The organism is Corynebacterium sp. HMSC30G07, from assembly GCF_001806945.1.
GTDB classification, from domain to species: domain Bacteria; phylum Actinomycetota; class Actinomycetes; order Mycobacteriales; family Mycobacteriaceae; genus Corynebacterium; species Corynebacterium riegelii.
Genome location: NZ_KV786446.1, coordinates 1 through 24,565 on the forward strand (window position 1 = coordinate 1; position 24,565 = coordinate 24,565).

General features: G+C 62.0%; 18 protein-coding genes and 1 tRNA gene. 6 read left to right on the forward strand and 13 right to left on the reverse strand.

All coding sequences use genetic code 11. The features are described 5' to 3' along the window. Window positions 1-161: 161 nt before the first annotated feature. Together HMPREF3104_RS00605 and HMPREF3104_RS00610 are read right to left on the reverse strand one after the other, a co-directional pair. Window positions 162-238: transfer RNA gene (locus HMPREF3104_RS00605), tRNA-Met, on the reverse strand. 121 nt (window positions 239-359) lie between these two features. After that, window positions 360-3,317 carry a UPF0182 family protein gene (locus tag HMPREF3104_RS00610; RefSeq protein WP_070493235.1) on the reverse strand — a complete coding sequence of 986 codons (2,958 nt, stop codon included), beginning with the start codon at window positions 3,315-3,317 and terminating at the stop codon, window positions 360-362. 90 nt (window positions 3,318-3,407) lie between these two features. Here HMPREF3104_RS00610 and HMPREF3104_RS00615 point away from each other — a divergent pair, with 90 nt between their 5' ends. Both HMPREF3104_RS00615 and HMPREF3104_RS00620 read left to right on the forward strand, forming a co-directional pair. Then, window positions 3,408-3,926, forward strand: a complete 519-nt coding sequence (locus tag HMPREF3104_RS00615) for a PPA1309 family protein (protein ID WP_070493238.1) — start codon at window positions 3,408-3,410, stop codon at window positions 3,924-3,926. A 13-nt stretch (window positions 3,927-3,939) separates the two neighbouring features. Beyond that, window positions 3,940-4,686, forward strand: coding sequence for a hypothetical protein (locus HMPREF3104_RS00620; protein WP_083278836.1), 747 nt, complete (start codon window positions 3,940-3,942; stop codon window positions 4,684-4,686). A 3-nt stretch (window positions 4,687-4,689) separates the two neighbouring features. Here the strand turns inward: HMPREF3104_RS00620 and HMPREF3104_RS00625 are convergent, their stop codons facing one another. Next, window positions 4,690-5,706, reverse strand: coding sequence for a YlbL family protein (locus HMPREF3104_RS00625; RefSeq protein ID WP_083278837.1), 1,017 nt, complete (start codon window positions 5,704-5,706; stop codon window positions 4,690-4,692). 226 nt (window positions 5,707-5,932) lie between these two features. Here HMPREF3104_RS00625 and HMPREF3104_RS00630 point away from each other — a divergent pair, with 226 nt between their 5' ends. Then, a complete protein-coding gene (locus HMPREF3104_RS00630) occupies window positions 5,933-7,369 on the forward strand; it encodes a zinc-dependent metalloprotease (protein ID WP_070493437.1) in 1,437 nt (478 codons plus the stop codon). On the opposite strand, the gene HMPREF3104_RS00635 is transcribed toward HMPREF3104_RS00630, so the two are convergent. Then, window positions 7,366-7,860 (reverse strand): M48 metallopeptidase family protein, encoded by a 495-nt coding sequence (locus tag HMPREF3104_RS00635; RefSeq protein ID WP_052205208.1) that lies wholly within the window; start codon window positions 7,858-7,860, stop codon window positions 7,366-7,368. The two genes, HMPREF3104_RS00630 and HMPREF3104_RS00635, sit on opposite strands and share 4 nt — an antisense overlap. 111 nt (window positions 7,861-7,971) lie before the next feature. Between HMPREF3104_RS00635 and HMPREF3104_RS00640 the strand changes: the two genes are divergently transcribed. After that, window positions 7,972-8,763, forward strand: a complete 792-nt coding sequence (locus HMPREF3104_RS00640; protein ID WP_070493247.1) for a hypothetical protein — start codon at window positions 7,972-7,974, stop codon at window positions 8,761-8,763. On the opposite strand, the gene HMPREF3104_RS00645 is transcribed toward HMPREF3104_RS00640, so the two are convergent. The 9 genes from HMPREF3104_RS00645 to HMPREF3104_RS00685 form a co-directional block, all read right to left on the reverse strand. Then, window positions 8,760-9,569 carry a hypothetical protein gene (locus HMPREF3104_RS00645; protein ID WP_070493439.1) on the reverse strand — a complete coding sequence of 270 codons (810 nt, stop codon included), beginning with the start codon at window positions 9,567-9,569 and terminating at the stop codon, window positions 8,760-8,762. The genes HMPREF3104_RS00640 and HMPREF3104_RS00645 overlap by 4 nt on opposite strands. A gap of 20 nt (window positions 9,570-9,589) precedes the next feature. Then, a complete protein-coding gene (locus tag HMPREF3104_RS00650) occupies window positions 9,590-11,638 on the reverse strand; it encodes an ATP-dependent DNA helicase UvrD2 (RefSeq protein WP_070493250.1) in 2,049 nt (682 codons plus the stop codon). Beyond that, window positions 11,638-12,423 (reverse strand): NAD(+) diphosphatase, encoded by a 786-nt coding sequence (locus HMPREF3104_RS00655; protein WP_070493253.1) that lies wholly within the window; start codon window positions 12,421-12,423, stop codon window positions 11,638-11,640. The genes HMPREF3104_RS00650 and HMPREF3104_RS00655 overlap by 1 nt, the downstream gene beginning before the upstream one ends. Then, the gene (locus tag HMPREF3104_RS00660; RefSeq protein ID WP_052205212.1) at window positions 12,416-13,489 is read right to left on the reverse strand and encodes a potassium channel family protein; all 1,074 of its coding nucleotides are present in this window, start codon (window positions 13,487-13,489) and stop codon (window positions 12,416-12,418) included. The genes HMPREF3104_RS00655 and HMPREF3104_RS00660 overlap by 8 nt, the downstream gene beginning before the upstream one ends. A gap of 90 nt (window positions 13,490-13,579) precedes the next feature. Next, window positions 13,580-16,879 (reverse strand): ATP-dependent helicase, encoded by a 3,300-nt coding sequence (locus tag HMPREF3104_RS00665; protein WP_371441027.1) that lies wholly within the window; start codon window positions 16,877-16,879, stop codon window positions 13,580-13,582. Continuing rightward, a complete protein-coding gene (locus tag HMPREF3104_RS00670) occupies window positions 16,872-19,874 on the reverse strand; it encodes an ATP-dependent DNA helicase (protein WP_070493445.1) in 3,003 nt (1,000 codons plus the stop codon). The genes HMPREF3104_RS00665 and HMPREF3104_RS00670 overlap by 8 nt, the downstream gene beginning before the upstream one ends. An 18-nt stretch (window positions 19,875-19,892) precedes the next feature. Further along, window positions 19,893-20,603 carry a hypothetical protein gene (locus tag HMPREF3104_RS00675; protein WP_070493256.1) on the reverse strand — a complete coding sequence of 237 codons (711 nt, stop codon included), beginning with the start codon at window positions 20,601-20,603 and terminating at the stop codon, window positions 19,893-19,895. A gap of 9 nt (window positions 20,604-20,612) precedes the next feature. Beyond that, the gene (locus HMPREF3104_RS00680) at window positions 20,613-21,686 is read right to left on the reverse strand and encodes a DUF3152 domain-containing protein (protein WP_232305679.1); all 1,074 of its coding nucleotides are present in this window, start codon (window positions 21,684-21,686) and stop codon (window positions 20,613-20,615) included. A gap of 11 nt (window positions 21,687-21,697) precedes the next feature. Next, a complete protein-coding gene (locus HMPREF3104_RS00685; RefSeq protein ID WP_052205215.1) occupies window positions 21,698-21,922 on the reverse strand; it encodes a DUF3107 domain-containing protein in 225 nt (74 codons plus the stop codon). A gap of 69 nt (window positions 21,923-21,991) precedes the next feature. On the opposite strand from HMPREF3104_RS00685, the gene HMPREF3104_RS00690 reads away from it, so the two are divergent. Together HMPREF3104_RS00690 and HMPREF3104_RS00695 are read left to right on the forward strand one after the other, a co-directional pair. Then, on the forward strand, window positions 21,992-23,362 hold the full coding sequence (locus HMPREF3104_RS00690) for a DEAD/DEAH box helicase (RefSeq protein WP_070493259.1): 1,371 nt from the start codon (window positions 21,992-21,994) through the stop codon (window positions 23,360-23,362). Beyond that, window positions 23,359-24,564, forward strand: coding sequence for an Rv3212 family protein (locus HMPREF3104_RS00695; RefSeq protein WP_070493262.1), 1,206 nt, complete (start codon window positions 23,359-23,361; stop codon window positions 24,562-24,564). Before HMPREF3104_RS00690 ends, HMPREF3104_RS00695 begins: the two co-directional genes overlap by 4 nt. The last annotated feature ends 1 nt before the right edge of the window (window position 24,565 follow it).

The following is a 24,565-nucleotide window of genomic DNA, read 5'->3' on the forward strand; positions in this document are numbered from 1 at the left end:
CGCCGAGAAAAGCACACATTTTGTCGCTTAACCCTCACTTCCAAACCGGCTTAAGTGACAAAATGCCATCGCTAAAGTCCCGATTTGAGTCCCAGGACGTGCGCCTTAAGAGAAATAACTAAAGCCCCTACCAGTGTTTCTCCTGGTAGGGGCTTGGAAGTTGGTAGCGGGGGCAGGATTCGAACCTACGACCTCTGGGTTATGAGCCCAGCGAGCTACCGAGCTGCTCCACCCCGCGACGGGTGAGATATTCATTTCACCTGCTGCCGTAATCGGCAACGTGGACTACTATACGTCCACCGCCGCGGGGCACCAAATCCGCTGGCTAAGGCGCGATAAGGCGGGTCAGCCTTGACGCCTTAGCGAGTCAGGTCCTGGTACTCCTTCACCGCGCGATCCAGCTGGTCCAGTGCGCGGCCGTACTCCTCGAAGGAACCGTCGCGGGCACTCTCAAGCTGGCGCAGTGCGTTGTTGAGGTTGTTCATGGCCTCATCGACGTTCTCAGCGCCGCCGGCTGCCTGCTCAGCCGGACGCTCCTCGCTCTCATTCTCCGGGGTGGAAGGCGTGTTGGCTTCAGCGTTCTCATCCACAACCTCGATCTCCTGGGCGGCAGCCGGGTTGATGCCAACCTGGCTCAGCGCCTGGGAAATGGTCGGCGCGTAGCCAACCTGGCCGCGGTAGAACACCAGCACGCGCAGCAGCTTCGGGAAGGCCGATTCTTGGTCCTTGCGCTGGGAGTAGATCGGCTCAACGTAGAGGATCTCGCCGCCACCCACCGGCAAGGTGAGCAGGTTGCCGTTCTTCAGATCGTTGGATCCCTCCCACAGGGTGCGGTCACGCGCCACCTGGTCAGAAGACATCAGCGCATCCTGGGCCTGCTTCGGACCCTGGGTTTGCGTATTCGTTGGCAGGACGCGGACCGTGATCTTGCCGTAGTTCTCCGGGTCAGAAGACACCGACATGTGGGCCGAGAGGAACTCACGGTTCAGGCCACGGTACGGGGTGATCAGCTGGAAGGACGGCGCGCCTGTCTCAGGGTCAGATGCCACGATGTAGTACGGCGGCTGATCCAGCTGGTCGCGGCCTTCCGGCGCGGTCGGGTCATTAGGTACGGACCAGAACGCGTCGTTGTTAAAGAACACACCCGGGTCATCCACGTGGTAGCGAGCCAAAAGCTGGCGCTGCACCTTGAACAGATCCTCTGGGTAGCGCAGGTGATCACGCAGCGTGTCAGTGATCTCGCTAGCCGGGTTCACCGTGTTCGGGAAGACACCCATCCAGGCCTGCAGCACCGGATCAGACTCGTCGAACGCGTAGAGCTCAACCGTACCGTCGTAGGCATCCACCGTCGCCTTGACGGAGTTGCGGATGTAGCCCAAGTCATTGTTAATCACACGCTGCGTGGTGCCGTCCGGGTTCAGCGCATCCACCGTCGCACCGGTCAGCGATTGACGCGTGGAGTACGGCAGGCGGCTCAGCGTGGTGTAGCCGTCCACGATCCACTTCACGCGGCCATCAATAACCGCAGGGTACGTCTTGGAATCCGTGGTCAGCCACGGTGCGACCTTCTCCACACGCTGGCGCGGATCACGGTCGTACAGAATCTTGGACTGGCCGCCAACACGGTCAGACAGCAGCAGGTTCAGCTCCTGGTACTTCACCGCATACGCGACACGGTTGATCCAGTTACCAACATTCACGCCACCCTCACCGGTGTAGGTGTAGGTGGTGGTATCGGTGTCATACTCCACCGGGCCCTGGCCGTTGTCGCCCACAATGGCGTAATCCAGGCCGTCCTGCGCAGAAGCGATCACCGGACCGTAGTAAATACGCGGCTCATCTACGCGAATACCCAGCTCCTCAGCCTCGTCGTTTTCGCGAGCCTTCTCATTGGTCTGCAGATCAGACACCGTGAAGATGGGCAGACCACCACGGGTGGAACCTGCATCTTGGGCTGCCTCATCAACCGTGTTCGCCTGCGCGGCGATAAAGCCGTTGCCGTGGGTGTACACGGTGTGGCGGTTAATCCAGTCACGCTGGTTTTCAGAAAGCGAGTTCGGGTTGAGCTCGCGCGCAGCGACCACGAAGTCGCGCATCTCGCCGTCCATCTCATAGCGGTCCATGGCCAGCTGCTCCGGGAAGCCGTAGAAGTTACGCAGCTGCTGGTTCTGGGTAAACGTCGGCGAAATGATGTCTGGGTCAAGCAGGCGGATGTTAGAAATTGTCGCCGCATCACTTGCCACCTCAGCGTTCGAGGTGGTGGACTGGCCCCAGTTCTCCTCGTATGTCACCGTCTCATCGGTGAGCCCGTAGGCGAAACGGGTGGCCTCAATATTGCGGCCGATGTACTCGTACTCCTTGGCCTGGCGGTTCGGCTTTACGCTGAACTGCTCAAGCAGTGCCGGCCACACGTTGCCCACAACCAGGGAGCTGACCAACATCAGCACCGTGCCAAGCACCGGGATGCGCAGGTCCTTGTACACAACGGAGGCGAAGAACGCCACGGCAACCAGCACCGCAATGATCGTCAGGATGATCTTTGCCGGCAGCATCGCGTTGACGGAGGTGTAGGACGCACCCGTGAAAATGTCGTTGCGTGCGTACAGCAGCTGGTAGCGCTCCAGCCAGTAGCTGGCCGCCTTCAGCAGCATCCACAGGCCAGCGGTAACCGCCAGCTGCACACGTGCCGCCTTGGACACACCACCGGTAGCGCCGGTCAGGTTGCTGGCAATGCGGATACCGCCCAACAGGTAGTGGGTTACCGCACCGATCAGAAACGCCACGACAAGCAGCATGGACAGGATGTCCACCAGCGCAGTTATTGCCGGCAGCTGGAATGCGTAGAAGCCAAGGTCACGCCCAAACTGTGCGTCATTGACCCCGAAGCTCTCACCATTGAGGGCCAGAAGCAGCGTGCGCCACAGGCCCTGACCAGCAAGACCGGCAAACAGTGCGACGACCAGCGGCACCCACACCAGGATGGAGCGGATACCCTGCTCAAGCTGTGCGCGGTACTTCGCGTTCGGCGCAAACGGGTCACTGTCCAGACCAGGCCGGCCCTTCCACGCAATGCGCGCGGCGAAGAAGGCTATTGCCCCACCGATGGCCGCGAAGACTACGAAGAGGACCACCCTGGCCAGGACCATCTTGTTAAAGACGGAGCGGAAGTCCAGTTCACCGAACCATAAAAAGTCGGTGTACAGGCCTACCAGCATTGGTAGGACAATGAGGATGACGCCAAGGACGCTTACCGCGGTCCATAACCCCCGGTTCGGCTTATTGGCGCTTGGTCTTGGCGGGTTGACGCGGGTAGTCAATCCTTCTCCTTTTATCGCGGCTGCAAACTTCTAAGTAGGCTTCTAGCCTAAATAGTCCAACGCAAAAAACGTTAGAAGGGTTCCCAAGGCATGCAACAGCAGGCGCTGAATAAGGCGATGATGGAGGCCGTCGAGTTCGTCCACGCGGAAGGATGGGACGCGCCGCCAACCCTGTTTGGCCTGGTACCTAGTGAACTTTTGGTGGATCAGCTGGAGGAACTCGACCGGGCAGATAACTCGCCGCTGACGCTTGTTGTGCAGACCCTGCCGGATCACATCCAGCCAGGCTCTGAGGAACTCGCCGACTATGTTGCGCGCGTTGCCTGGCCGCATGAGGTGGAAGGTGTGATCCTGGCCCAGGAGATCATCTTCCGCGATTCTTCCTCCGAGGACCCCTCCCCGCGCCCGGCACGGCTGTTTTCGGGGGCTCTGCGTGATAACGATATCGTGCAAACGCTCCTCCAGCTTCGCCCCACCGAGGAGGAGTTGGAAGCGGGCGGATTGTTCGCGCAAGACAAGATTGAGCTGCGCGGGGGGCCGGATGTGGCGCCGACGGTGATTGCCGCGCTGCAATATAGCCTGACGCATGACCCGGATGAGCTGGCATAAAATGAGCCGTAACATGAGAACTGTGCTGAAACGACACCTGACCATTCCCGCTACCGCGGCTGCTGTTGCATTGACGCTGAGCGCCTGTGGCAACGACGCCGAGGACCCGGAGCCTGCTTCTTCGACGACGAGCGCCGCCTCATCTTCGGCATCTACGACGACCACGGCGCCGACAACAACGTCTGCAACGGAATCTGCAACGTCGTCCGCAACAACCTCGGCAACAGCGTCGGCTTCGGCGTCTTCGTCGACAAGCAAGAGCACTGCAACCAGCACTACTTCGACGGCGAAGGAAGAAAACTCCACCTTGGATGAGGTTGCGAAGCATTTTGCAACCCTGGCGCCGGCGTCGTTTTTCGCCCAGCTGGATGAGTGCACCGAAGGCGGCTTCGACGGTGCGTATAACTGCAGCGGCCGTGAAATTGGCCAGTTCCAGTTCTTTGACTCTGAGTCGAAGGCTGCTTCCACCACCCAGCTGCTGACGCAGTTGCGCTCCTCACGTGTGGTGGAGGACGAAAATGACCGCATTGTTGGCTGGTCGGTGCTGGCTAACTCCGCGATTATCACCGTGGTGGACAACAACACCGGCCAGGTGATGCAGCAGCTGATCTCCACCGACGATGTGGATCCCCGCACCCTCATCTACGAGCTTGGGCTTGCGCAGCAGACCGGGGAAGTCTCCACGCCGGGCACGACCACTGCAACCAAGTCAGCAGAGGCTGAGACTGAAGCCGAGGCCGAGGAGACGGCCTCGAACTAGCGGCTAGTTCGCCTCGCAGGTAGGCACGTCGCGGCCAGCGGCGAAATCATCAAGCGCCTTCACCGCATCATCAAGCGTGGCCACCTTGGCCACCACCATCTCGCCGGAATCGACCCGGCTGGCTTCTGCGCAGTTACCCGCGGGAGCCAGGAAGAGCTCCACTCCCCCATCGCGCGCACCGGCGAGCTTGTGCGTAATGCCACCGATCGGGCCGACCTGGCCTTCCTCGTTGATCGTGCCAGTGCCCGCCACGGTGCGGCCGTGTGTGAGCTCACCCGGGGAAAGCTTGTCAATTACGGCAAGCGCAAAGATCATGCCGGCGCTCGGGCCGCCAACGTCGTTGAGATTGTAGGTCACTTCCACGCCGTCGCCTGGCTCAGAGGTCATCAAAATCCCCAGCATGGCCACGTCTTTTTCATGCGGGTTTTCACCCAGCGTGACATCTACGGTGTGCTCTTCGGCGCCAGCTCCGTCACCGCGCATCACGGTGACTGCAACATCGTCGCCAGGCTTGAGCGCACGCACCAGCTCCTGGACCTCGCCCGGCTTGGTTACGGCCTGGCCGTTGATGGCAGTAATGGTGTCTTCGGCCTCCAACTTGCCGTGGGCTGCGGCACCGTCGACCACCTCATGGATAACCACGCGCGTGGGCCTGCCCAAGTAGTTCATCGCCGCAACCGTGGCGGAGGCCTCAGAGGCCACAAACGCCCGAGTGTTGTACTCCTTGACTTCCTCCGGGCTTAAATCACGCGGCATGACCTGCTCTACGGGCACAATCGTGTCATCCGTAGTAATCCACCGGTTCAGGGTCTGCAGCAGCGTCATGTTCGTACGCACAGACACCGTGGTCATGTTTAAGATGCCGGAGGTTGGGTCGGTCTCGGCACCGTCGATACGCACGACAGGCTCTCCTGCAACCTCCCCGAGCGTGTCAAACATCGGGCCCGGGCCCTGGGCGGCAAACGGCACGGTCAAAGAGATGTCGGTGCCCGGGATGTGGTCAACCGTTAATAACCCCATCAGCACCGCAACCGGCACCGCACCCCATGCGATGGCGGCGCGGCGAGTATTGCGCGGATCCGGCGATTCGGGCTTACGCGCAGGCGGCTGCTGAGAAGGCTCCGGCGAGGGATGTACAACAGTTGTCACGGCCGATAAGCATAGACCAAAGCCGAAGCGAGAAAATTTTTCTGCCTATGACCTGCATCGTAACAACGTGTGACACATGCCGGTAGTGTGGGCGGGTATGAGTAACGGATTTGGTTTCTCCTTCCCCAACGACAACAACGGTGACGACCACAATGGTGATAACCGCAACGGGGACAACGACCGCGGCGCAGGCGGCGGCAACTCCGACCCGTTCGCATCATTCGGCTTTAGTTTCCAACCCGGCGCAGGCTTCGGCGGTGCCGGCGGCGCTGGCGGTTTAGGCGACATTTTGAACCAGTTCGGCCAGATGCTTTCCGGCATGGGCAGCTCCATGAACGCCCAAAACGATGCCGGCGCAGTGAACTTTGAGCTGGCAGGCCGCATGGCGCGCCAGCGCCTGGGCAGTGCCAAGGACGCTTCCGCGGGTGATGCGAAGGCGGTAGAGGAATCCGTCAAGCTTGCAGATCTCTGGCTGGATGAGGCCACCACCCTTCCCGCCTCCGGCGCGCAGGCACAGGCATGGAACGCGCAAACCTGGATTGCGGAGACCATGCCGATGTGGAAGCGCCTGGTCAACCCGGTGGCCGACCACATGAACCGCGCCCAGCTGGCAACCATGCCGGAAGAAGTCCGCGAGATGATGGGCCCGATGTCTGCCATGATGCGCCAGATGAACTCCATGCAGATGGGCATGAAGCTGGGCCACGCTCTCGGTGACTTGGCGCAGCAGGCGCTCACCGGCACCGACTTCGGCCTGCCGGTGGCCCCAAGCAACGTCGCGGCGATCCTGCCGGGCAACGTGAGCGAGATTGCCAAGGGCCTTGAGGTACCTGGCCAGGAGGTCATTGTCTACATCGCCGCACGTGAGGCAGCGCGCCAGCGCCTGTTCAAGCACGTGCCGTGGCTAGTTGAGCGCATCGTGTCCGCCGTTGAGGAGTACGCCGCAGGCCTGGAGATTGACACCTCCCACCTTGAAGAGGTCGCACGTGGGTTGAACCTGGAGTCTGGTGACCCGCAGTCTATCCAGGAAGCCCTGCAGAACCTTGAGGGCGAAGACCTGGCACCTCGTGTGGGCTCACGCAACGCCGCGGCCACCTCGCGCCTAGAGACCCTGCTGGCACTGGTTGAGGGCTGGGTAGACGTTGTGGTCAACGAGGCGCTGGAGGGGCGTATCCCTTCCGCCCCGCAGCTTGCAGAGGCCTGGGCGCGCCGCCGCGCAACCGGCGGTTCTGCGGAGCAGGCGTTTGCCAACGTTGTGGGTATTGAGCTGGCTGCCCCGAAGGTCCGTGAGGCCGCTGAGCTGTGGCGTCGTGCGGAAAACGCGGTTGGTGTTCAGCGCCGTGACGCTGTGTGGGACCACCCGGACTTCCTGCCCACCGCCGAGCATCTGGACAACCCAGCAGCGTTCATTGACATGCTTCTGGACGATCAACCGGACACCGACTTCGACGCCGAGTTTGCCAAGATGGAAGAAGAACTGCGCAAGCAGGGCTCCGAAGATCCGGAGGATCCGGAAAAGGGCGAAGAGGACTAGACGAAGCGCTGCAGCGCTTCCAAGTAGCCTTTCGCACGCTCGGCGTGCGGCGCACGATTCGCCCACGCCCAGAACTCTTTCGTGTGCCCGCTGATGAAAGTGTGCGTGAGTTCGTGGATGATGACGGCGTCGATGACGTACGTTGGGGCGTCGATTAGCCTACTGCTCAACCGGATATCCCCCGTGGACACGGTGCAGGAGCCCCAGCGCGTGGTCTGATTATCCACCCACCTAATGGAGCCGATCCGCGCGCGGCCCTCCAGGACCTGCTGGTTGAGCTCTTCCGCCCGGCGCGCCAGCTGCTCATCCGAGCGCGGGTTGCGGGCGGATTTTCGCTGGAGTTTTGCCAGCATCTCTGCAACAACCTCGGACTCTTGCGCCTTGCTCATGCGTGCCGGGATGCGGATGACCGCCACCCCGTTTTCCATCCGGGCTTGCACCGTGCGGGTGCGTTTGGCGGAGCGAATCACGGTGTACGGGATGTCTGCCATGACTTCGCATTGTAGGATGGTGCGAAATACACATCGGGGGTGTCTTTCATGGTGTCAACGAGCCAGCGTGTTGGCAGGTTTTCAAATGTGCGGCTTGCGCCGGGGGTTAGTGTGTTTCTACGTGCGCAAAACCTCATCCAGTTCGGGCTGGACGCCACGCGCACGGGTGTGATTGAAACACCCTTTGCCAAGGAGCTTTCCTTGCTTATCGACGCTGCGGTCACCCCCACCCCACTGCACCACCTGACGCGTGCGTTTACGGCCTATGTGGGCGCGAATGCTGCGGAGAGCATGGTGGCGGATCTGGTGTCCTTTCGTATTTTGGTACCGGCAGATCCGGTGCCGGTGATCCTGCTGGGCAACTCGCCGCTGGCGAAGCAGCTATCGCGGGTGCTGCGCGGGTGTGGTGTTGAGGTGCGCTCGCCGATGCGCAACACCACCGAGCAGCGGTTTGTGGGGCGGGCGGATCCGTGGGTGCCGGTGGTTGCCGTGGACAAGCTGGCAGAAGCTGAGGCGGTAGCGCGGATGACCAAGCGCCGCGTGGGTGCCACCGTGCCGGTGAACCTGGTGGACTCGCAGGTGTTTGTCGGCCCCTTGTTTGACGGCGAGGGCTCGGCCTGTCTTGTGTGTACCGCCCGGCACTTTTCGGATGTGGACGACGGGTGGGCCATTGCGTTACGGCACTTCCCCACCGGACCACACTCCCCCGACCATGTTGTCTTAAGCGCTGGCGCTGCGGCCGCTGCGGCCTATATCCGCCGCGTGGCAGGTGTTGCGCAGCCCCCTGGTGTTTCCATGGCTGCGCCGGTGGCTGGTGAGCTGCACGTGGTTGACCCTTTTGCCACAACGTTTTTGAAGCGCAAAACGGTGCTGCCGCACCCGCGGTGTGAAGTGTGCGGTTAGGGTTTGACCCAATTCTGTTCCGCGAAGGCAAGCGCTGCCTCGATGTTCTTTTTGCGCAGGCCGTTTTCCAGTTCTGGCTTTGGAATGCCGGTGTCCACGCGGTAGCCCACCACGCCCCAGCCGTTGTTGAGGTTCAGATCAACAATGGCCCGGTACCCAACTCCCGCAAGCTTGCGACCGCGGATCTGCAGCCAGTTCGGATCCGGCAAACGGAACTCCTCAGTCACGGCCTCTGTCAGCGTGCCGTCCGGCTGCAGGATGAGCACCGGGGCTGTGTAGTAGTGATCATCCGAGCCCTCGCTGAAGCGCACGACGCGCTTGTGCATCAGCTCCCCAATGAGCGCTGGCCGGTACTCAACCCACCCGTTTTCCCACGCGGTACGCAGCCGCGTTGTTCGCCCCAAGTTTCCTCGCAGGACCAAAATCCCGACAACGATGAACACCACCGCAGCTGCGCCGTTAATCAGGCTGGCAATGGGAATCCCGTCGATGGTGCCCTCCGCACCGGGGAACAAAATGGTGATAAACAGCGTGTGCACCACAGCGAAAAACAACGCCATCACGCCCATGGCGGTGAGGATGCCGCCTACCATCATCATGCTGAAACTCGATCGGCCAATGGGTGGCCCGGAGCTGTTGATGGCCTCGCGCATGCCGCTGCGATCCATATGCGTATTGCGCTGCTGATCGTTTTCCTTCATGGACTTCGGCGCTAGGGCCTCTGCGCTTTCAGACGAAAACTTCAACGGCGTTCGCGGCAGTGGCACTGGCAGCGACGGCGGCGTTGGCGGCGGTGCGTGCGTCATGGCCGCCAGCATAAAAGCTTTTAGCTGTAGTCGCTTAAGATCTCCAACACCTGAGGCCCGTACGCCTCCACCTTGACAGGGCCCACACCTGGCACATCCAGCAGGCTGGACACGTCCTGCGGCATGGCTTCTGCGATGGCAATCAACGTGGCGTCTGAAAACACCATGTAGGCCGGGTGGCCGGCTTCACGCGAGACGTCTAAACGCCAGCTCTTCAGCGCGGTGAAAAGGTCTTCGTTGTAGGAAGGTTCGCAGTCCACGTGGCGCCCCAACGCCTTATCCGCCGGGGTGTCCAAGAAGTTGTTGCACACCCGGCAACGACGGTTGCGCTTCAGCCGCTGCGGGGAGCGCTCCACCTCAAGCTCAGGCACAAGACCGTCCAAGAAGCGTGAGCGGGTGCGTGACTTCCTTCCGCCCTCCTGACGCGAGAGGGACCACGACATGTGCAGGTGCTCACGCGCACGCGTAATGCCCACGTAGAACAGCCGGCGTTCCTCTTCAATCTGCTCATCGCCCGCCTTAATCGCGTGAGAGATAGGCAAGGTGTTTTCCACCAGGCCGACGAGGAAGACCGCGTCCCACTCCAGGCCCTTCGCGGCGTGCAGGCTGGCAAGGGTCACACCATCCACGGCCGGTGGCTGCTTCGCCTCGGCGCGCTGGCGCAAAGAGCGCAGCACACCAGCCAGGTCATCGGCCTCCTTAGAGTTCACAATCTCTTCGATCAGGTCCACCAGCGCACGCAGTGCTTGCCAACGCTCACGCGCCTGCGCACCCTCCGGCTCCTTCGGGGTCAGACCAAGCGGGGCGAACGCCGCACGCGCCACCTGCACCGGGTCATCAGGCAGGTCGCTGCGGTTTGCGGCGCGCGCCAACTGGTGGATGGCCTCGCGGACCTCACCGCGGTTAAAGAAGCCTTCACCACCACGGACCTGGTACAAAATGCCCGCGTCTGCCAGTGCCGCTTCAAAGGCCGCGGACTGGGAGTTGATGCGATACAGCACCGCGATTTCGCGGGCCGGCACACCGTCATCCAGCAGGCGGCGGATTGCGGCGGCTACCTCGCGGGCCTCCGTCGGCTCATCATCAAACGCCGAATACGTCGGCTCAGGGCCAGGCTCGCGCATACCAATCAGCTCAAGACGAGTACCCGCTGCGCGTCCTGTGGCCTTGCCAATCACCGTGTTCGCCAGATCCGTGATCTGCGGGGTGGAACGGTAATCACGCTGGAGTTTGACCACCGTGGCGTGCTCATAGGTGCGCGAAAAATTCAACAGAAAATCTGGGGTCGCGCCCGTAAAGGAGTAGATGGTCTGGTTGGCATCGCCCACCACCGTCAGATCATCGCGCTGGCCCAGCCAACCCTCCAGCACGCGCTGCTGCAACGGAGTCACGTCCTGATACTCATCCACCACAAAAGACTGGTACTGGGCGCGAAACTGCTCTGCCACCGCAGGCGCGTTCTCTAGCGCTGCGGCGACGTGCAGCAGCAGGTCATCAAAGTCCAGCAGCATGCCCTCAGGGCTGGTCTTCTGCTCCTCATAGTGGCGATACACATCCGCCACCTTCTGCGCCTCCGTCGGCGCCGTGCGGCCCAACGTGCCAATGCGCTGGACATAATCCTCATGCCCAATCACATTCGCCTTGGCCCACTCGATCTCCCCCATCAGATCGCGCACCATGTCCTTGCCGGTATCCAAGCCCACGGCACGCGCCGCGCGCGCCACAAGCGGGTACTTGTTATCCAGCACTTTCCACGGAAGATCGGCCGCAATCTGCGGCCAGAAATACGCCAGTTGCCGCAGTGCCGCGGAGTGAAAGGTTCGCGCCTGCACCCCGCCAATCCCCATCTGGCGAAGGCGGTCACGCATCTCACCTGCCGCGCGCTGCGTAAACGTCACCGCCAGCACCCGCTGCGGGCTGACCATGCCCTGATCAATCAGATTGGCAATGCGATACGTAATCGTGCGCGTCTTACCCGTACCCGCACCCGCCAGGATGCACACCGGCCCGCGTGGGGCGGTTGCCGCCACCCGCTGGTCCTCATCCAACAAGCTCAAATCAATAGCCACTAGAAATCACTTCCCCCAACATCCCCAAACACAACATCATCAAAACCTTTATCCACCCAGCGCGTGATCAGCGTGCGCGAAATGCTGCCCTGCGGAGGCATCGGCAAATCACTCACCTCGTTCCGGCTCGCCCACACCATGCGGCGCAGCTCCCCGTCCGTTTCACCTGGTGTTACCGTTTCATCAACCCGGCTGACAAAACCCAACATCAGCGCTCCTGACAGCGGCCACGGCTGGGAACCAACGTACGCCACCTGGTTTACCGTGTAGCCGGTCTCCTCACGAACCTCGCGCACCCAGGCCGCCTCGATCGTCTCACCCGGATCCACATAGCCCGCCACACTGGTGAAGTAGCCAGGGCGGCGTGCGTTTTCCACCATCAGGATCTTCTGATCATCGGCGCTGGTGACAATGCCGATCACGCTCGGGTCAATACGCGGAAACACTATGTTGCCGGCTTCGCTTTGCGCCTGCGTGCCTTGAGCGTTCCACGTCAACGGCGTGCCGTCCGTGGGGTGCACACGCATGCGCTCCTGGGCATTCAGCAGGGCAATCGCACGAGCGATCAGCGGATCATCGGCGTGCGTGCGCGCATCACCGGAGAGTTCAGCGTGTTGGGCGAGCTCTTTCAGCTCGCTCACGCTTGTGCTATGAATACGCGTGGCAACAATGTCCTGGGAAAGCTGGATCGTGGGACCGGTGGTGGGGGCGCTGGGGAGGGGCGCCGTTTGGGCGTCGACAAGCAGAAAAGCCCTGCTGTCATCCACCAACAAGTACTTAGTCATCAGCCTGCTCAACAGGCTTGGTCATGCGCACATACAGGATGCGATCGCCCGGCTCCACCGCCTCCGCCTCAGGCGCGTCAATACGGTACAGCTCACCCGAGCGCACCACGCCAAGCACAATGTCAGCCAAGTGACGCGGGTTCGCACCCACCTCATCATCCGCCGTCGGACGCTCAGCCACCGCAAAACCCTCATCCGGGCTCAGCAGATCCTCCATCATCTCCACCACCGGCGGAGTCACCGTAGCCAACCCAAGCAACCGCCCCGTAGTTTCCGCAGAAACCACCACAGAATCCGCACCCGACTGCATCAGCAGATGCTGGTTCTCACTCTCACGGGCACTAGCCACAATCATCGCGCTCGGCGCAAGCTCACGCACCGACAACGTCACCAACACCGCCGTGTCATCCGAACTCGGCGCAACCACCACGGAACGCGCACGGCTCACACCAGCAATCCGCAGCACGCCCGACTTCGTCGCGTCCCCATGCACCGTGACCAGGCCGCGGTTTTCCGCCTGCGACAAACTCACCGCATCCGTATCCACCACCACAATGCTGGACGGGGCCGCGCCACCTGCCAGCAACGCATCAATCGCGGAACGGCCCTTCGTGCCGTAGCCAATGACAATGGTGTGATTGCGCACGGATTGCCTCCACTGTTGAATCTGAAGCGTCTTGCGGGAATCCTCCGTCAGCACCGACAACGTGGTACCGACCAGAAGCATAAGAAACGCCACCCTCGCCGGGGTGATCAGGAAAATATTGACCAGACGCGCCCCCTGCGTCACCGGCGTGATGTCACCATAACCCGTGGTAGACAGCGACACCGCCGAGTAATACAACGCGTCAATGTACGTTAAGGGCTCGGAGTACCCATCCCGGTCAATGTAAACCAGCGTTGCCACCAACACCATGAGCAGCATCGCGTAGGCGAAACGCCGCGCGATCAAAGACCACGGCGTGATCGGCGTGGAGCGCGGAATAGTGATGATCTCAGTGAGCGTATGCACCGGCATGTCACTGACATCAGTGCCCGAGCGGAAACGATCGCCCCACGCGCTCATATACGGCAGTCTCACTCGCGCCTCCCTTCCGCTGTGCTGGTTCTGGTTAATTCACCGCAAGACACTGTAGTCCACTCCGAGAGTCCATTCCTAGGCTTCCTCCTCGGCTTCCTCCGGCGCGATCAACGCTGCCAGTTCGTCCGCGCCCGGAAGGTCGCGTGGAGCGAAGTCCTCGCCGGTGCGCACGTAGAAGAACATTGCGCGTACCGGCTTGTCATCACCGGCGATCCTGCGCCACGCTTCCGTGTACACCGCCAACTGCAGCTTCGCCGCCTCCATGTCCGCGTGTGTGGGCTTCATGCCGGTCTTCCAGTCCACGACGGTCCAGCCTTCATCGTCTTCAAAGATGGCGTCGATACGCCCGCGCACCACCACATCACCCAGGGCAAGCTCAAAGGCGCGCTCCACAAACGCCGGGGTGCGGCTGGCCCAATGGCTCTGCTCAAAGGAGCTCTTGAGCTGCTCAAGCACGGCGGCGTCGACCTCCTCTTGCTCACTGCCCGGCAGCTCATTTTCATCCAGCAGTGGGCGCGCCCCGAAGAACTCCTCCAGCCACTCGTGGAACGCCGTGCCGCGCTTGGCGTACGTATTCGGCTTAAACGGCACCGGCCTGCGCGCACGGCGAGCAAACTGGGCGGGGTCAGCGCGAAGCGCCACCACATCAGACGCGGTCAGCTCACCAGGAAGCACCACCGGGACCTCAGCGCGCTGCAGCGCCTCGTGCTCTTCAATCAGCGCGGTGACGTCGCGCTCCCACTGTGTGTACCTGGGATCTGCGTTGCTGGCTTCCGGCATTGCGGCGCGTGCGTCTGCCACCGCTTGGCCTGCCGCGATCGTCTCCGGCGAAGGCACGAAAGCCGGCCACTGGCCCACACGTTCATCGCTGTTCGTGCTGCCTGTGCTGCTTGTGCCGTCGGTGTCCTCGGCTTCAGCGCCGTCCCACCAGGTGACCACGCACTGCTCATCCACCTGCTCGCGCATCTGCGCAAAATACTCATAGGGCGCGGAGCGCGACGCGGTGACATACAGGTTGCGGGCGGAACGGGTCACGGCAACATAAAACAGTCGCGCCGCTTCCTCGGCTTCGCGTCCGCGGACAAACTTCACCCACTGCTTGGCGGCCTTCTCAAACTGGGAGCGGGTTTCCACCTCCGCAAACTCCGGAGTGATCTCAGTATCTGCAAACGTGTCGTCTTGCAGGAGTTTGATCTGGCCCAAAAATGTGCCGGCTTTTGCGCCGTAGGTGCCGGCATCCGCGTGCAGTACCGCCACGGTGTCCCACTCCAGGCCCTTCGCCTTATGGGCAGTGAGCAGTTGCACACGGTCGGTCTTAACACTCACGTTGCCGGGTTCCAGCCCGTCTTCCAGCGAACGTGCCAGCTCAAAGTAGTCCAGCAGTCCGTCCAGACTAGAACCCGGGTACTTCGCCACCTCATCCAGCAAGCGATCCAGGTGGGCAGCACGGGTGACGCTGTCACGGGCAAGAACTTCGGTGCGGATGTTAAAGACACTCATGATGTCTGCAAACAGGTCCGCCAAACGCTTGCCCAAACTGTGCGTGCGCAGCCAGCGCAGCTTCGCGCTGAGGTCCTTCAGGCGCGCCAAGCCTTCTTCCGAGTAGCGTTCCGGCTCACCCAGATCAGCCACCGCGTCCGCCAACCCGGCAGAGCGCTCAGAGCGCGCCATGACTTCGGCGGCACGATCCACAAGGTCTTCCAGTTCGCGCTGCAGGCGCTCCTCTGCAGTCATCTCGCCAGCGAGTTCTTCGGCACGCTCGGCGGTATCGGGGTCTTGGCCCCGCTCGCGGGCGCGAAGATTCTCAGCACGAGCGGCAAGCGCGTGAAGATCCGCTAGGCCTAGACCCACGGCGCGCCCGCCGAGTACCCGCAGCGCGGCCGCCGAATCCCCGGGGCGCACCAGCATGGTGGCAATGGCCACGGTGTCCGCTACCTCGGGTACGGCCAGCAGACCCGCAACGCCGACAATTTCGTAGGGCACGCCACGCGCTTCCAGCGCCTCTGCCATGGCTGCGGTGTGGCGGTTTTTACGCACCAGCACGGCCACCTTGAACGCTTCACCCGTTGATTGCGATGTTTGCCACAGCTGCTGCAGCTCATCAGCAACGTACGTGACCTCTTCATCCTCAGTGTTGAAGTAGCCCAGCTGCACCCGGCCCGCGTCAGCGCCCTCGCGCGGCTGCAACGGTTCCACGGCGCGGTCTTTACCAGTACCCAAAATCTCATCAGAGACCCCGTTGGCCAGCGCCAGGACCTCAGGTGGGTTGCGCCAGGAGGTGGTCAGCTGCTTCTTCGGTGCAGGCGAGCCGTCAGCCTGCGGGAAGTCTGCAACAAACGCCGCCAGGTTCGCCGCGGTTGCACCGCGCCAGGTGTAGATCGCCTGCATGGGATCGCCCACCGCGGTCACGGTCAGCCCTGGATCCTGGTTCTTACCAAACAGGCTGGTCAGCAACACGCGTTGGGCGTGCGAGGTGTCCTGGTACTCATCCAGCATGACCACCCTGAAACGCCTACGCTGACTCTCGCCCACCTGCGCGTGATCACGCGCCATGGCGGCCGCCACAGACATTTGCTCATTAAACGTCACCAGACCGCGACGGCGTAGTTCCGCCTGCAGCTCAGCAGCCAACGGCAAGTATGCTGCGCGCTCCTGTTGGATGGCGCGCCACTTGGTCATATCCGCCGAGTACTCACCCTTGGTGCGCTTGCTGCCGGTGAGTTCTTCGGTTTCCTTCAAGAAAATTGACGCGTTTTCCGCAACGTCTTTAGGATCCGCCAGCTCATTGCCCATGGAGGTAACCAGCCCCAGCAGGTTTTCCACAACGGAGTTGATTTTGCGGTTTGACCCGTCTTCAGCCAAAAGCCTGCCGGAATAGTTCGCCACCACGTCTGTGGCCACGGCGTGCAGCTCCGCATCTGTAATCAGGCGCGCGTCCGGCTCCACCGGCACCAAAAGTCCGTACTCCCGGATCAGGTCCCCTGCGTACGAGTCATACGTGGACACCGTCGGCGCGATCACCTCAAGCGCCTTGCCCAGCTCCCCGGTAGGGTCCAGGCGCGCAACCAGCGCGCTGTCTTCAGCCAGGGTGGCCAGCCGGTCACGGATACGCTTGTCCAGCTCGCGTGCGGCCTTACGCGTAAACGTCAGGCCCAGCACCTGATCAGGGCGCACAAACCCGTTGGCTACCAGCCACACCACGCGCGCAGCCATGGTCTCCGTCTTGCCGGCACCCGCACCGGCCACCACGAGCAGCGGCCCCGGGTCCGCGCCAATCACGTCCGCCTGCTGCGGCGTGGGCGGGAACTTCTGCTTCAGCGCTGCCGACAGCGTCTTTGGCGGCATCACAATCTTTGGATACGTCACATTAGACATCTGCAATCACCATTCCTTCCGGCTGCACCGGGCACAGCGAACGCACCTGGCAGTACTCACACCCCGATCCAGTAGTAGCAGTCAGTACCGGGCCCGCCATCGCCTCCGGCAACGGGCGAATACACTGCGCAAACTCCGCCAGTTCCTCAGGCGATTTCGCTGACTGTTCACGAGTACCAACGGCTTTTGTTGTAGACCCCGGGTAGACCAGCACAGCACTGCCAATCTGCATGCCGTCACCGCGCGCGTCCCGGATCTCTTCACCGCGCAACTCACCTTGAGTGAGCGCCAGCTGATACGCCAGCAGCTGCTTGTTGTCTTCCGTCTCTTTTTGGCTAGGCATGTTGGCCCCGCTCTTCAGATCCACGATGCGGACCAAGCCGCCTTCATCAGCCTCAAGCCGGTCTACGCGCCCGCGAATCCGCAGCCCGGTTTCCGCGTCCACGGTCACATCCACATTGGCCTCCACCGCCAGCAGCTCATGGCGGGCTTGCGCGGCCACCACCCACGTATCAATACGGTCCAGCAGGCGGGCAAAATCTGCCAGGTCACGTTCGTTTTTCCACGCAGGTCCGTCCTGCATTTCTTCCCTTGTCGCCATCACCGCCGCGCGCGCTTTCGCCGCTTCCATCCCGCGGCCCAGCGCCTCAAAATAGGCGTGGGCAAGGGAGCCGTGAATCATGCTCATCGTCTCGTCCAACCCCACCATGCGCTCCAGCGCCTCACGCATGGGGCATTCCAGGAGTTTCTCAATCCTCGACGGCGACAGCGCCGTTCGCTGCTGCAGGGCTTCGCTTGTCGACGCCCCACGTAGCCCCCACCACTGCCCCTCCCCAGCACCACTCACGCCAGCGTTATCAAGGCGCGCCAACTGCCGGGCTGCCTGCTCGCGGGAAACCGCATCAACTTCCGGGTCTGTCAGCACACGCCGAAGCTGCGCAATGACTTCGTCTTTGGCCAGCACCTGCACCGTATCTGGGTCTGCCTCGATGGGGTCCACGTTGAAGGTGGTGCAGAACTCTTCAATAAAGCGCGAAGGGGTGACCACCTCGTCGCTGTCCTGGTCATCCACCGCGGTAACCAAGAGATGTTTCGTGGCACGCGTGGTGGCCACGTGAAACAGCCGACGCTCCTCCACCAACCGCTCCGAGGCGTGGGAGACCGGCACCGCCGGGTCCACCCCCGCATCAAGCAGGTCAATCAAGTCTTCCTGGCGAAACATCGTGCCGGTCTCACCCAGCGAGGGCCAGGAGTGCTCGTGCACGCCTGCCACGATCACGCGCCCAAACTCTCTGCCCGCCGCACCGTGGGCGGTAACCAAATGGACCGCGTCAGGTTTAGCGGTCCGCCTATCACGCACGCCGGTGGGGAGTTCCTGCTGCGCGATGTATTCAATGAAAGACGCAACCCCTGCGGTTGGGCGCCGCTCCGTGAAGTCACCGGCCGCGTCAAAGAGCGCCATCGCCGCATCCAGGTCACGGTCCGCCTGCGAACCGGTTGCACCACCGCGTAAGGCTGCTGCCATCAGGCGATCCGACAAACCCGTTGTCGCCCAGAGTGCCCACAGCACTTCCTCCACGCTGCCGTTGACTGCAAGTGCCGCACGGCCGGCCTCCAGCACGGAGCGCATACGCGTCAAAATCGCTACCTCGCGCGCTGTCAGCACGCCGTCAAAGTCCGGCAGTTCCTCATCCGTGGCCAGCAAACGGTGCAGCACCGCCTCCGCATGTTCCTCCGGCGCAAAACGGCGCAAACCCCGCAGCAGCCTGCGCAGCGTCACCGGGTCCGCACCGCCAACCGGGCCAAGCAGAAGGTCGCGCCACTGCGTCGCTTGAAGCTCACTCTCCAGCGCCTCCAGACCAAGCAGGAGTGAGACGACAATGCGCTGCTCCGACAGCACCACATCCGTGGGATCCAGCATCACCGGCACGCCCGCCGCCAGCATGCTGCGGCGAATCGGCTCAATCATTGGCGTGGAGCGCACCACCACCGCCATCGAGGAAAACGGCTCACCGTGTTCAAAGTGCGCGCGCCGAATCGTGTCCACCAAGGTGGCGTGGTGCGTTTGCTCCTCCGGTGCAATCACCACCTGGCGCTGCGGGTTGCGCCGCGTCGCACCTAAGTCAATCACCTGGTGATCCAACCCGCTCATGGTGGCAAAGAAGCGTGGGGATGCACCGCGGAACCGAAAGACCGCCTGCTCCCCATCACCACCAACCACGCCAAGTGTGGCGTGCTGCAACAGGTGCGAAATCAACTCGGCGGAGGCCGGGGCGAGATGCTGCGCATCATCCACAATCACCGCATCCCACGTCTCCGTGATCGCGCCTGCCCTCATGCCCGCCAATACCTCAGCCACCAGCTCTGAAGCCGAGTAACGCAGCGCACCGGTAAGTCGCATCACCTGCTGGTACTCAAGCAAGAACTCCCCGGAAGCAGACCAGATCGGAATGTTGTGATCCCTACCCAAACGCTGCAGATCATCCGGGCCCAAACCGCGCTCAACGGCACGTAACAAAAAGTCGCGCAGCTGCCGGGCAAAGCCCACCATCGGCAGCGCAGGGCGCAGATCCTGCGGCCAAGACCCCGTACCGTCTTGCGCATTACCAGCCAACAGCTGGCGGATCATCGCATCCTGCTCAGCGCCAGAGATCAGCCGGATCTCTTTTTCCGTCTGCTGGCGAAGCAGCGCAAACGCCAAAGAGTGCACGGAGCGCACCAGCGGCTCATCCACCACAAAACCTGTAGCCGCGAGGCGCTCCGAGAGCTCCGCACGTAGACGAGCACCGGACTCCTTCGAAGAAGCAATCACCAACACCCGCCCGCGGGCCACGGCCTCCACAGCGGTATCTACAAGAAAACTAGAAACGCCTGCACCCGCGTCTCCCGTGACCTTCCACAGACCTTCCTTGGGCAGATCAACTGGCCACGTACGTGGCGTGGTGTCAGTTGGGCGCGATACAAGGTATGCGCGGGGTGTAACCGGTGAGCTCATAGCCACCATCGTTACACACTAGGGACACACGATTTGCCCAACCCTTCGAAAATCAGGACCTATGTTCGAATGTGGGGTGGTGAGCTGGCGAAACTCCCACGCCTTTGCAAGCAACTGACGCAGGTTTGGAATGTGCGCCCAACGATCAATCACGCGCGCATCAACCGCATTCGCAATCAAACCATCCACCATCACAATCGCCGCCGTATACCCACGCGGACGCAGCTCAGCCGACGGCGTCAACGCCGCAACCGCCGGCGGGGCGTAACCATCAAACAAACAGCGGCGCAGCAGGTCCAGATCCGCCACAACGTACTCGCCGCCAAAATCCTGCTCTTCGCCCGCCCACACAGCGCGGTCAATCTCACGCCAAGAGCCTTCCACAGGTTCGGTGGTGGGTGCGGGGGTGGTGGACAACGCAACGTCGATAAGCAGGGAAGCCCCCACGACCTCATCAACGCGCGCGGCGGGCTGGCCCTCAACAAACTCCGAAGCTACGAAACCTCCAACCACAAAGCGGCCATCAGTTGCCCGCACAGCACGCGAAAACCGCAAGCCCAGACTGGATTCGGCCCGCTCACGGACCTTGGCAGACCACACGGCAGCATCCTGCGCAGGAGCAACCACAACCCGGCCAAAACGCACGCCACCATCCCACACGTCAGAGGTGGCTACGCCTTCCTCGTCGTCAAGCTGGAAAGCGCGCAACACATGCTCAGGAATCCGCATCACGCCCCCTTAGAGCACCGCCGGGCGCGGGTACGGCCACGGGTTATACCGGCACGTATCGTTGTTATCTTCGTAGACCTCACCCGGGTCAAAGCTGCGCAACTGCGAATTGTTCAGGCTCAGGGTTTGCTGCATCATGATCGGCGCCAACGCCCCATCAGCCGGGCACTGCTCATGGCGCGCAAAGCCCAACGCGTGGCCAACCTCATGGTTGATCACGTACTGGCGGTACGAACCAAGATCGCCCTCAAACGGAGCCGCGCCGCGCACCCAACGCGACTCATTGATCACCACCGTGTCCTCCCCCGTAATGCGGGTGCGGCAGCTGGTTTCCAAACCAAGCTCACCGCCACACAACTCACGCGTGGTGTTCACAGAAGCAAGGCGGATACGCAGCGTCGGGTTATCCTCCGGCGCAACGTGCTCAAGCCTGAAACGCGGGTCATTCGTCCAACTACGCGGGTCAAGCAACGTGGAATCCACCATCGCAGACACCGCATCCGGCCCGCCGTAAAGCGCAGTGTCAATGCCCTCTTCAACCTCAACCACATAGCGCACCGTCAGCTCCTCACCAACGCCGCCAGCGGCACCCGGCTGACCAATGACAAAGAAGTTGCCAGTGCCAGACTCCGTAAACGGCCCACCCGGCGGCAAGTGATTGACGTCTAGTACGGCCTCCGGCATCTCCGCCGGCTCTCGCTGCGCCCAGCCGTCATGTTCGTGGGCGCCGTGCTCCCCGTTTGTGGCATCACCGTCTTGTGCCGCAACCTCATCAGTACCCGCGGCAGTGACCACACCAGCATCCGGGTTCTGCACCATGTTGATCAGCACAAACACCGTAATCACAGACAGCACAGGGATGGCGTACGCACGCCATCCGTACTCACGGGCAAAACGCACCCACCAGCCCTCAGCAGCCTGGTCGCGCTCCGGACGCTCATGGCGTGCGCGACGCTTGGCGCGCTCTTTTGGCTCGGGCTCCCACTCGTCGAGTTCATCAAAAATGAAGTCGTCAAAATCGTCCCAGGCGTCATCATTATCCATGCCGCCCTCGTGGGTTCCTCGCTGGTGCCGTGTGGTCATATGCAGTTAATTTAGCGCATGAACCCCACGGTATGAGTTGCCGCCGAGCCCCGCTCGACGTACGCAATGCGATCAGTACGAATCAGGTAGCTACGCCCCTTCTCATCCTCCACCGTGATAGTCGGCGTGCCCGCCTCAATAGCGCTCTGAATCTTCGCAACAACTTCCTCGCCGCCTTCCGGCAGGCGGATGGTCAGTTCACGGGAAATGTCTGCAAGACCAATCTTGATATCCATAGCGGCCATTGTAACGGCCCGCCACACACCGCCTGCTTGCTGATACCAGCGCGGGCTAGACTAAGGCGCGTGGCTACAGACGCGTCTTTACAAAACAGTCCTGTCAAACAACCACCCACCTTTACGGAACTAGGGGTGGCCGCCGAAATTATTGACGCACTGGCAGAGCTGGGCATCACCTCTTCCTTCTCCATCCAGGAGCTGGCAATCCCCATTGCCCTGGACGGCCGTGACATCATCGGCCAGGCTCGCACCGGCATGGGCAAAACCTACGGCTTTGGCATCCCGCTGTTGGACAGGGTCTTTGACGACGCTGACGTGGCCGAACTCGACGGCACCCCACGCGCGCTCGTTGTAGTTCCCACCCGTGAGCTTGCCGTGCAGGTAGGCGAAGACTTGGAGCGCGCCGCGAAATACACGCCGGTGCGCATTGCCACGATCTATGGCGGGCGCCCCTACGAGGAACAGATTGAGGCGCTGCAGCGCGGCGTTGACGTGATCGTAGGTACCCCGGGCCGCCTGATTGACCTGCACCAGCGCGGGGATCTCCGCCTGGACGAAGTGGCGATCCTGGTGCTCGATGAGGCCGACGAGATGCTGGACATGGGCTTCCTTCCCGACATTGAGAAGCTCTGGGCGGCGGTGCCCGCCAAACTGCAGACCATGCTGTTCTCCGCCACCATGCCAGGCCCGATCTTGGCGCTAGCACGCTCTAAAATGAACAACCCGCTGCACATCCGCGCCGAAGCGGAAGACGCCTCTGCCACCCACGCCAGCACCAACCAAGTGGTGTTTTTCTCCCACCGCATGGACAAGCCCGAGGTGGTCGCCCGCATCCTGCAGGCCAAGGGCCGCGGCCGCACCATCATCTTCGCCCGCACCAAGCGCAGCGCCGCCGAAGTGGCCGAAGACCTGGCCAAGCGCGGCTTTTCCGCCGGCGCCGTCCATGGTGACCTTGGGCAATCAGCCCGCCAACGCTCCTTGGACGCGTTTCGTGCAGGCGACGTGGACATCCTGGTGGCAACTGACGTGGCGGCTCGCGGCATTGACGTTGATGACGTCACGCATGTGATCAACTACCAAACCCCGGATGACCCGATGACGTATGTCCACCGCATTGGCCGCACGGGCCGCGCCGGCAACTCCGGCACCGCGGTGACCTTGGTTGGTTTTGATGAGGCGCACAAGTGGGAGCTGATCAACACCGAGCTGGACTTGGATAACCCCACCCCGCCGGAGTGGTTTTCCACCTCCCCGGAGCTTGCGCAGGCGCTGGATATCCCGGACTCAGCTTCGGCCACGGTGGGTCCTCCGCGTAAAGTGCACGGGGCACGTCCGGCGCGCCTGGATCGCAGCGCTCATGCACGATCCCGTTCCGGCAGCCGATCACGTTCTAGTTCCCGTTCTAGTTCCCGTTCCCGAGGAGGCCGACGCCGGTGACAAAGCCACTGCGCCGCACACGCGGAGATTTAATCGCTACTGCGGTCATTGCCGCGATTGCTGTGGTGCTGCTTGCCATCGCGTATTTCTCTGCCCCGATCCGTGCGGCTGATTTGCAGTCTGCGCCGGAGGAGCTGGAAAACGAGGGCCGTTTGGCCACCGCTCCCACCAAGCTTGAGGAGCTGTTTCGGCTGCCTGATCACTCCCCTGAGCTGCAGCCGGTTGTGGTCAACGGGTTGATCATTACGTATTACAACGGCACGGTGACGGCAACAACGTCTTCGGGTGAGACGGCGTGGACGTACCACCGTCCGAATGAGCTGTGCGTGCTTGGTCAGGCGTGGGGCAAGGTTGTTGCCGCTTACAAGGACAACGCTGGCTGCGGCGACGTGGTGGCTATTGAGGCCCTGACCGGTAAGTACGCCGGTACGCGTTCTGCGATCGCGCCGACGGATGTGACGTCCGTTGTGTCGAATGACCGTGTTGGTTACGTCAGTTCCACGCGTGCGGAGCTGTGGCGTTCAGACATGGTGCGCACGGTGGAGTATGGCGCGGTTGAGGCGCCGCAGGAGCCGGATATGCAGCCGAATCAGTGCCAGATCACCTCGGCGTTGACTCGCACGGAGCTGTTTGCGGTGACTGAGATTTGCGCCGATGGCGCCTACTTGCGTTTGCAGAACGCTACTCCGGAGGATTCCCGTAAGCCGGAGATTTACTCCAGCCAGGAGATAGCAGAAAACGCCTATCTGGTCGCTGTTTCCCAGGACGCGGCGGCTGTGTATGACCCGGATACGCACGAGATCCGCGCCTATGACAAGGAGGGCAACCAGCTCAGCGCATCAACGGTGCCGGCGTTGGAGAGCCCTTTGACTATCGACGGCAGCACGCACATGCTTCCCGTCGCCGACCTGCCCCACCACATGACCTATTTTGAGGACGATTACCTGGTGTTGATGGAGCCGGCGAAGCTGACCGCTACTGGTGTGTTCCAGGGCGCGTTGGGCACCGGTTTCGCCGCGGGTGATCGCCTGCTGTACGCCTCTTCAGGCGGGGTTGCCGTGGTGGATTGGGACAGTAACACGGTTGAAGACATCATCCCCGTTGACCGCGGTGATTACTTCGGCCCCGTCTTCATTAACTCTGCCGGGGCAACGGTGGTGGAAAAGCGCGGCGATGAGGTCGTGGTGCTGGCCGCGAGCTAGT